This is a genomic window from uncultured Sphaerotilus sp., assembly GCF_963924895.1.
GTDB lineage: Bacteria > Pseudomonadota > Gammaproteobacteria > Burkholderiales > Burkholderiaceae_C > Sphaerotilus.
Genome location: NZ_CAWURG010000043.1, coordinates 1 through 7697, shown reverse-complemented (window position 1 = coordinate 7697; position 7697 = coordinate 1). Strand labels below are relative to the sequence as shown.

General features: G+C 64.4%; 10 protein-coding genes. 5 read left to right on the top strand and 5 right to left on the bottom strand.

Features of this window, described 5'->3' with window-relative positions; translation table 11 throughout:
* Positions 1-286: PD-(D/E)XK nuclease domain-containing protein (locus tag AABN02_RS15795; protein WP_338415885.1), on the top strand; the 286-nt coding region annotated here is incomplete at its 5' end.
* A gap of 12 nt (positions 287-298) precedes the next feature.
* Here AABN02_RS15795 and AABN02_RS15790 read toward each other — a convergent pair.
* Positions 299-1519, bottom strand: a complete 1221-nt coding sequence (locus tag AABN02_RS15790) for an ROK family transcriptional regulator (protein ID WP_338415884.1) — start codon at positions 1517-1519, stop codon at positions 299-301.
* 271 nt (positions 1520-1790) lie between these two features.
* Here AABN02_RS15790 and AABN02_RS15785 point away from each other — a divergent pair, with 271 nt between their 5' ends.
* Complete coding sequence (locus AABN02_RS15785; protein WP_338415883.1) at positions 1791-2462, top strand: transaldolase family protein; 672 nt, start codon at positions 1791-1793, stop codon at positions 2460-2462.
* 24 nt (positions 2463-2486) lie between these two features.
* Here the strand turns inward: AABN02_RS15785 and AABN02_RS15780 are convergent, their stop codons facing one another.
* The gene (locus AABN02_RS15780) at positions 2487-3488 is read right to left on the bottom strand and encodes an MDR family oxidoreductase (RefSeq protein ID WP_338415882.1); all 1002 of its coding nucleotides are present in this window, start codon (positions 3486-3488) and stop codon (positions 2487-2489) included.
* Positions 3489-3692: 204 nt separating this feature from the next.
* Here AABN02_RS15780 and AABN02_RS15775 point away from each other — a divergent pair, with 204 nt between their 5' ends.
* Both AABN02_RS15775 and AABN02_RS15770 read left to right on the top strand, forming a co-directional pair.
* Positions 3693-4022, top strand: coding sequence for a type II toxin-antitoxin system RelE/ParE family toxin (locus AABN02_RS15775; protein ID WP_338415881.1), 330 nt, complete (start codon positions 3693-3695; stop codon positions 4020-4022).
* Complete coding sequence (locus AABN02_RS15770; protein ID WP_338415880.1) at positions 4006-4323, top strand: addiction module antidote protein; 318 nt, start codon at positions 4006-4008, stop codon at positions 4321-4323. Before AABN02_RS15775 ends, AABN02_RS15770 begins: the two co-directional genes overlap by 17 nt.
* 1 nt (position 4324) lies before the next feature.
* Here the strand turns inward: AABN02_RS15770 and AABN02_RS15765 are convergent, their stop codons facing one another.
* The 3 genes from AABN02_RS15765 to AABN02_RS15755 form a co-directional block, all read right to left on the bottom strand.
* Positions 4325-4513: a hypothetical protein gene (locus AABN02_RS15765; RefSeq protein ID WP_338415879.1), complete on the bottom strand. Its 189-nt coding sequence runs from the start codon at positions 4511-4513 to the stop codon at positions 4325-4327.
* A 24-nt stretch (positions 4514-4537) separates the two neighbouring features.
* Entirely contained in the window at positions 4538-4666 is a 129-nt protein-coding gene (locus AABN02_RS15760) for a hypothetical protein (RefSeq protein ID WP_338415878.1), read from the bottom strand.
* 1117 nt (positions 4667-5783) lie between these two features.
* A complete protein-coding gene (locus AABN02_RS15755; protein WP_338415877.1) occupies positions 5784-6404 on the bottom strand; it encodes a hypothetical protein in 621 nt (206 codons plus the stop codon).
* A gap of 589 nt (positions 6405-6993) precedes the next feature.
* Here AABN02_RS15755 and AABN02_RS15750 point away from each other — a divergent pair.
* Entirely contained in the window at positions 6994-7122 is a 129-nt protein-coding gene (locus AABN02_RS15750; protein WP_338415876.1) for a hypothetical protein, read from the top strand.
* The last annotated feature ends 575 nt before the right edge of the window (positions 7123-7697 follow it).

The following is a 7697-nucleotide window of genomic DNA, read 5'->3' as shown; positions in this document are numbered from 1 at the left end:
CAGCGTGTTCTACAGCCACTTCGCCGCGCTGGGCCTCGACATCCGGGTGGAGGACACGACCAACCACGGGCGCATCGACATGGCGGTGGAGTTCGGCACGGCGGTGTGGGTGTTCGAGTTCAAGGTGGTCGAACTCGTGCCGCAAGGCCAGGCGCTGCAGCAGATCAAGGACCGGGGCTACGCCGACAAGTACCTCGGCCGCGGCGGGCCGGTTCACCTCGTCGGCGTGGAGTTCAGCCGGGACGCGCGCAACATCGTCGGCTTCGAGACCGAGACGCTGGGTTGAAGCCGCACGGCATCACCCCATCGACGGCTTGAGAAAGATGTCCTTGTCCGGAAAGAACTGCGTGTGCAGCGGCAGCAGCGAGCCACCCAGCGCACGGGCGTGGGCGCCGACGCGGCCCGCCAGCAGTGCAGGCTGGTGCATCCCGTCGAACTTGTAGGCGGCCAGCCGCTCGCGGGTGCGCTGCAGCAGCGCGTCGATCAGCGGGCGGGCCAGCGAGCCGTCGATGATGACGGCGTCCAGGTCCAGCATGGCCGCGCCGCTGGCCACCGTCATCGCCAGCGCCAGGCCGGCCTGCTCCAGCCAGGGCTCGGTGTAGACCGCGTAGGCGTGGTCCATGATCGTGTCCTGCTGCACCAGCAGCGGATCCAGCCCGGCCTTCAGCAGCGCCTGCTCCAGTTGCCAGCCGGAGGCGACTTCGAGCAGCTGCGGCGGTGCCGAGCCATTGCCAGCGGCCAGCCCGACCGGCAGCGAGCCGATGGCGCCCGCGTTGCCACGGTGGCCGATGTCGATGTGGCCCGCGAGCACGAGGCCTCCGCCGACGAAGGTACCGACGAAGACGTAGAGGAAGCTGCGCACGTTCTGGCCGTGGCCCTGCAGCAGCTCGGCCACGCAGGCAGCCGTCGTGTCCTTGGCGAAGCTGACCGGCAGGCGGGTCATCGCCTCGACCTCCTGCTTCAGGTCCATGTGCTGCCAGCCGGCCAGCGCGTTGTGCGCCTGCGAGCCGAGCAGGCTGGCCCACTTGTCCATCGACAGCGGCGACGTCAGCCCGAGGCCGACCACGCGGCTCCACAGCGGGCCGAGCTGGGTCTGCAGCGCATCCAATCCCTGCTGGATGCAGGGCAGCACCTGCGCCGGATCGGGGTAGGCGTAGTGGAATTCGTGGCGGAAGCGCACCTTGCCGACAAAGTCGCAGGCCAGCACTTCGAGGCTGCGCCGCCCGACCTGCACGCCCAGGCTGATCGCGCCATCCGGGTCGAGCGACAGCGGCACCGAGGGCTGGCCGATCTTGCCGCGGATGCGGTCCTGCTTGATGAGCAGCCCGTCGTCGAGCAGCCGGCTGACGATGACCGAGACCGTCTGCGACGAGAGCTGCGTCAGCCGGGCGAGGTCGGCCTTCGGGATCGCGCCGTGCAGGCGGATCGCCTGCAGCACGATGCGCTCGTTGAACTGGCGCATGCCGGTGTGGTTGGAGCCGCGAACGGCCCGTTCATCGGCTTCGAAGGGCGTGGTCATCTGGTGCATCGGGGTCGGGATTCAGGGAGCGGCGCGTCTCCAGATTGTCAATGATGCGCCTTTGGCGAAGAACCCGGACGCAATCCACGAGATCCTCGGCCAGCGCCATGCAACCAAGCATGCACCAAGTCAATCCCCACTGCATTAGTAAATCACCTAGATTTATATAGCACGCCTGTAGATTTGTGGAGGCTGCGGAAATAATGGCGTGGCCGTCATTCGTGGGTGCCCGCCTTCGCAGGCATGACGCAGACGGTGTGCAAGGACCGCCGTGACCCCGCCTTCTACCGCTTTCCACCTCTACCTCGACAGCGCTGACCTGGAGGCGCTGCGCACCTGCCTGCCGCACCCGGTGGTGCATGGCGTGACGACCAACCCGACGCTGCTGAAGCGCGCTGGGGTCACCTGGGACGCCCTGCCCGGCCTGCTGACGACGCTGCTGCGGCTGGGCGCGCGGCAGGTGCAGGCGCAGGTCCGCTCGCCCGAGGTGGACGGGATGCTGGCGGACGCGGACACGCTGCTGCGGCAGTTCGACCCGGGCCAGCTCGTCGTGAAGATCCCGGTCACCCGCGCCGGGCTCTCCGCCGGCGCGGCCCTCACCGCCCGCGGCGTGCCGGTGACCTGGACGGCGGTCTACGCGCTGGAACAGGCGCATTTCGCCGCCCAGCTGGGGGCGGCGTATGCGGCGCCTTATCTGGGCCGGCTGAACGACGCTGGCGTGGACGGCCTGGCGCTGATCGGGCAGATGCAGACGCTCGTCGCCGCGAGCGACACGCCGATGCGCCTGCTGGTGGCCAGCATCCGCAGCCGGCAGGCCTACCTCGACCTGCTGGCGCTCGGCGTTGGCGCCATCACGATCCCGCCCGCGCTGTTCGCCGAGTTGATGGACCATGAGGCGACGATCGCGGCCGAACGCGGTTTTCTGGCGGACGCGGCGGAGTGACGTGACGCTGTGACGTCGCGACGCTCAGGCGTTGACGTCCACCACCACCCGCCCGCGGACCTTCCCCGCCAAGATATCCACAGCCACCTGCGGCGCCTCGGCCAGCCCGACCGTGCGGGTCATCGACGCCAGCTTGGCGTGGTCCAGATCCGCCGCCAGCCGGGTCCACGCCTGCTGGCGCCGCGCCGTCGGGCACATCACTGAATCCACACCCAGCAGCCGCACGCCGCGCAGGATGAAGGGGGCCACGCTGGTGGACAAGTCCATCCCTTGCGCCAATCCACAGGCCGCGACCGCACCGCCGTAGCGCGTCTGCGCAATGGCGTTGGCGAGGGTGTGCGAGCCGACGGAATCGACGACACCGGCCCAGCGCTCTTTCTGCAGCGGCTTGCCGGCTGTGGATAACCCGGCCCGATCGATCACTTCGGCCGCACCGAGCGCACGCAGGTAGTCGGCCTCATCCAACTTGCCGGTGGACGCCACGACCCGGTAGCCGAGGCTGCCGAGCAGTGCCACCGCCACGCTGCCCACGCCGCCGCTCGCGCCGGTGACGAGGATCTCGCCGCTGTCCGGCCGCACGCCCGCGTCTTCCAGCGCCATCACGCACAGCATCGCGGTGTAGCCCGCAGTACCAATCGCCATCGCCTGGGCTGTGGATAACGCAGTGGGTCGCGCGATCAGCCAGTCGCCTTTCAGGCGCGCCTTCTGCGACAGGCAGCCCCAGTGCGTCTCGCCAACGCCCCAGCCATTGTGGATAACTTGATCGCCAGCTTGCCAGCGCGGGTCTGTGGAGAACTCGACCGTGCCGGCGCCGTCGATGCCCGGCACCATCGGCCACTGGCGCACGACCGGGCTGCGGTTGGTCAGCGCCAGGCCGTCCTTGTAGTTGATCGTCGAGTGGTCGAGGCGCACGACGACGCTGGCGTCACCGGTGTGCGCGACCAGTTCCTCGTCGGTCAGGTCGTCGCGCAGGCGGGCCGCAAAGGCGCCGTCGGTCTTCGTGAGGTACAGGGCGGTGAAGGACATGGTGGGTCTCCGGTGGGGTTCAGCCGAAGATTGAACCATGTCGCTTCCTGTGCCCGCTGTCACGCGGGTTCAGGGGTTCATGGCGCGCAGGCGGTGGTCCTCGATGCGCTTGAGTGTGGTCACGGCGCCTGTGCAGGCGAACCCGGTGAACGGAACCATGCACGTTGGGTTGTGTGTTTGTAGTCGATCGAATACATTGCAAACATGTACACGATCAAGCGCACACCGCAGTTCGATGCCTGGCTGAAGTCGCTGCGTGACGGCATGACCCGCATCCGCCTGGTTCGCCGGCTGGAGCGGGCGCAGCGCGGGGCGCTGGGCGACGTGAAACCGGTGGGTGAGGGCGTGTTCGAGATGCGCGAGTTCTTCGGCCCTGGCTGGCGCATGTACTACGTGCAGCGCGAAGGCGTGCTGATCGTGATGCTGGGCGGCGGCGACAAGAGCACCCAGCAGGACGACATCACCGCCGCGCAGGCGCTGGCCTCCACCCTGATGAGCACCGATGACGAGGACGAAGATGACCAAGATCGCTGACCTGCCCGAGTTCGACATGGCGGACTATCTGGACAATGACGAGGCCGTGGCGCAGTACCTGAGCGTGGTGCTGGCCGAGGGCGACGCGGGGGAACTGGCCGACGCGCTGGGGCACATCGCCAAGGCGCGGGGCATGGCGCAGATCGCCAAGGACTCCGGGCTGGGGCGGGAGGCGCTCTACAAGGCGCTGCGGCCGGGGGCGCACCCGCGCTTCGATACGGTCAACCGGGTGTGCGAGGCGCTGGGCGTGCGGCTAATGGCGGTTCCGAAGGGTGCTGTTGCACAACCCCGCCAAGGGTAATTCAGCGACACAGTGGCGCCTCCTGCACCAGCGTCATCTCGGCCAGCAGCGTTTCGGGGGCGATGTCCTGCTCATGGGGCCAGGTCACGGCGCCGTAGAGGATGCCGCGCCGGCCATCCTCGATTTCCACATACAGGCGGCACTCCGGCAGCGGCTTGACGGTCTTCACATCCCAGTGCATGGCACCCATCACAACGGGTCGATCTTGTAGCAATCACTGCACATCACGCCCGTCGGGGAGCGGCTCGTCACGCAGGCACTGGCGCTGCTGCTGCAGACCGAACGCGAGTTGCTGGACGCGCTGTCCGAGGGTGAGCGGCAGATCCTGCTGGAGTTGCTGCACAAGGTGGCCTGCGCGCGGCCGCGTTGAGCGCCGCCAGCGCGTGATTCACAACCTCAACCAACGCGCCAACAAGCGCGGCATGAAGCTCGTCTCTGCTGAGACTGCTTGAGAACACCTTGCAAATCAATCATTGAGAGGCGGCACTCTTCACGCCGCGTTGGTATATGGCCTCCCAAACGGCCATAGCGCGTGCAGTTCGAGCGGGCGCGTCCGGCGTATGTACAGGAAGTAGAGAGCGCATCTCGGTCGTTGTTCGACCGAGAAATGGAAGAACATATTCAAGCGGTAAAGCCATTAAGTGAAGTGCCTCCTCAGCCCCGGCACGAAACGAGAATAGCTGATGAAGTGCGAAAGGTAGCGTGTGAACGTACTGCGACAGCTGCATAGTTACGGTGTTGTAGTACTCAAAGTTGAGACCACTCGCCTCGCAGCGCTCCCTTTGGCTTAGGTGAAACGCGGGCGAGTCTCCGTCCAAGATCTTCCTTTGTACATCGCGCCGAATTGTAGGAAACGCTGCGTGGCCAGTTACCTTGGCTGTCAAAACCGAACACTGCTCCCGTATGGACGCAACTTCGGGCTTCTTCGAGCCTATCGCATCCAGCATCTTCAGACGTCGCGTCTTGTCATGTAGCTCCCAAAGCGAGATGCGAAAGTCGTGCTCAGATTCTGGGACGGCCGCAGCCGCGATGTAGTTAAAGGCGTCATGCGCCTCGATCATGCACCGAGCGATGGCGCACATTGAGGGCAAGTCCCACATCTCGTCGAGAGTCTGGCGATTTGGGTCAGGGGCTAGCCGCCTAAGTGTCAGGCAGTGAGCCAGCATAGTCACGAAGATCTGCTCACCATAGCTTGCATTTGCCGATGGCGTCTTTAGGCCAACGAGGGAACTCGAGACTGACCTTGCGTGCTCAAGAATGGCGTCAAACTGCCTGACGGAAGCTTGGTACTTATGCCAGGCAGGGGACTGTGGGCGCATAGTGCTTGTGCCGCCTAACGAATGACCGGTCAGTCTGGAGGATTGGCTGGGGGACTATTTTCCAAAAACTGCTTGACGGACGGGGTCACCCTTGTAGTTTGAATTCACCGGCCGCCGGAGGCAGTCCGGTGGAATTATGGGTTAGACATGTGCCTTGGCCGCGCGGCAGTATCGGTAATAGGAGTCTGTGTGAGCCCACTTCATGCCTTGTATTGGACCATTGGCGTGCATGCTAGCCCCTGTGCTCAAGACAAAGAAGTTGCGCCCGATGAGTTCCACTCCTTCGTTGTAGAGATCGTGAAAGTGATATTCGTCACCTTTTCTTATTCGCAGCTCTAGATAGTCTTTGTCGGGTTGTATAGATTCATACAAAGACAAAAAAGCTTCTAGTGTTCTGTCGCTGACCTGAGAGAACGCACGCGTTGCAGCAATGAGGTAAACCTCATCATTCCAGTGATCCTTGTAGATCAGAGCCAACGCAGCGACACCAATCTTGGAGTGAGTTTGACGAACGGTCTCCAATGCAGCGTAGAAGTAGTTTGCATAATTCTCGTCCGCCAGAATTTTGCCGATCATTTCCTGATCTATTTCTGCGTCAGAAAGGAATTTTGAAAATCGCTTCTGTAAATGCCGTTCGTAGAAATTTTGCGCAAACGTGGCGAGCAGCCCAATACCAGGAATGCCCGCATCCTTAGCTAGTTCTGCAACATCATTCCCGGCTTGTGCAATTTCTTTTCCCCACTCGATTCTCTTGTTGCTCACTTAGGCGCCTCCCTTGGTTTTATGTCTAAATTAATATCGACGTCACACCTTGCTGGCGTAACAACCTTGCTGCTGCGTATCAGCTTGCGAGCAGCGGAACACAAGTCCGCGCTGGGATTGGATTTTTTCTCTGTCTTGCATGGTTTGGCCCCCGTAAAAACGCCCCCAAAGCCTGCACTGCTAGCGTAACCCGTTACGCCGCCAAACTCAGCACCAGCATACCCGCGCCCTGATCCGCTCGTCCACTGCGGCCACCCCCATTCGCCACCCCCTCACACGTAACAAAATGCGAACTGCGCCATGGCCTCAACTGGCGTCGGTGTAGCATCCACCCCGCTCGCACACACTGCGAGCACGGGCTTGGCAGCCCGGAAGCAAGGCGCAGACCCAAGCCGCGCCCAACGCGGCTTTTTCACGTCCGTTCAACGCTGTTGACGGCGTGATCTGCGCGCATGGTCACGTCTATGGCGGGCCGTGCGGGAGGGGGAAACCCCTGCCGGTCCTTGCCCGGTCTGCCAACCCGCACGGTCTGCCACCCCTCTCTTGGCAGGGAGGGAGGCAGGTTTGAACCTGTCGCAAGGAGCCATTCATGGCTGACACCACCCACATCCTCGCCCGCCTGCTCCCCCGCTGGCTGCGCCGCCTCACCCTGCGTGAACGCACCTTCCGCGTCATCGCCCTCGACCGCTCGCACCCCCGACCTCCCCGCCTGAGCTGACCCGCCCTCCACGGACCGACCGACTCCGAGCGCCCCCACCAACCCGGGGCGCCCGTCGGCGCTCGCGCGTCTGCACGTCACGCCACAGGGGTTCTCTTCCACGGACTTGTCGCCCCCTGTGCGCGTCCCGGCTCGGCGCGCGGGCTACCCACGCCGGTAGAGCGGGAACCACGACACCGGCGACCCAGAGGCGCAAGCTGCCACGGGTGTGGTGGGGCGTTCGAGCCCTGAAGGCAGCCTGTCGCGTGCGTCGAAACCGCCCGCGATCCCCGTAGCGACCGACTGACCGACCGATGGTCCGCGTCACGCCGTCCACGCACAGGGGCCAGCCCCACACGCCGGCCAGGCTTCACCGCCGCGGCGTGCAGGGTCGAGGCTTGCCCCTTCGCTCCCTCCTTCCCTCTCTCCGGTCCCTCGGGGAGCGCGGGCGACAAGTGTCCTGATCTAATGATTTCGCACACACCGATAGGTGGAAATCACCTGGACAACGAACGTGACGAACACGAAACGAAGAGTCTTTGACGCGAGCTTCAAGCTGCAGGTCGTGCAGATGATCCGGTCGCAGGGCCTGGGCA

What these genes read in the sequence shown, in the direction of transcription:
- AABN02_RS15765 (WP_338415879.1), bottom strand. Translation starts at nt 4,513, where the DNA reads ATGGGTGCCATGCACTGGGATGTGAAGACCGTCAAGCCGCTGCCGGAG.
- AABN02_RS15750 (WP_338415876.1), top strand. Translation starts at nt 6,994, where the DNA reads ATGGCTGACACCACCCACATCCTCGCCCGCCTGCTCCCCCGCTGGCTG.
- AABN02_RS15775 (WP_338415881.1), top strand. Translation starts at nt 3,693, where the DNA reads ATGTACACGATCAAGCGCACACCGCAGTTCGATGCCTGGCTGAAGTCG.
- AABN02_RS15790 (WP_338415884.1), bottom strand. Translation starts at nt 1,519, where the DNA reads ATGACCACGCCCTTCGAAGCCGATGAACGGGCCGTTCGCGGCTCCAAC.
- AABN02_RS15780 (WP_338415882.1), bottom strand. Translation starts at nt 3,488, where the DNA reads ATGTCCTTCACCGCCCTGTACCTCACGAAGACCGACGGCGCCTTTGCG.
- AABN02_RS15770 (WP_338415880.1), top strand. Translation starts at nt 4,006, where the DNA reads ATGACCAAGATCGCTGACCTGCCCGAGTTCGACATGGCGGACTATCTG.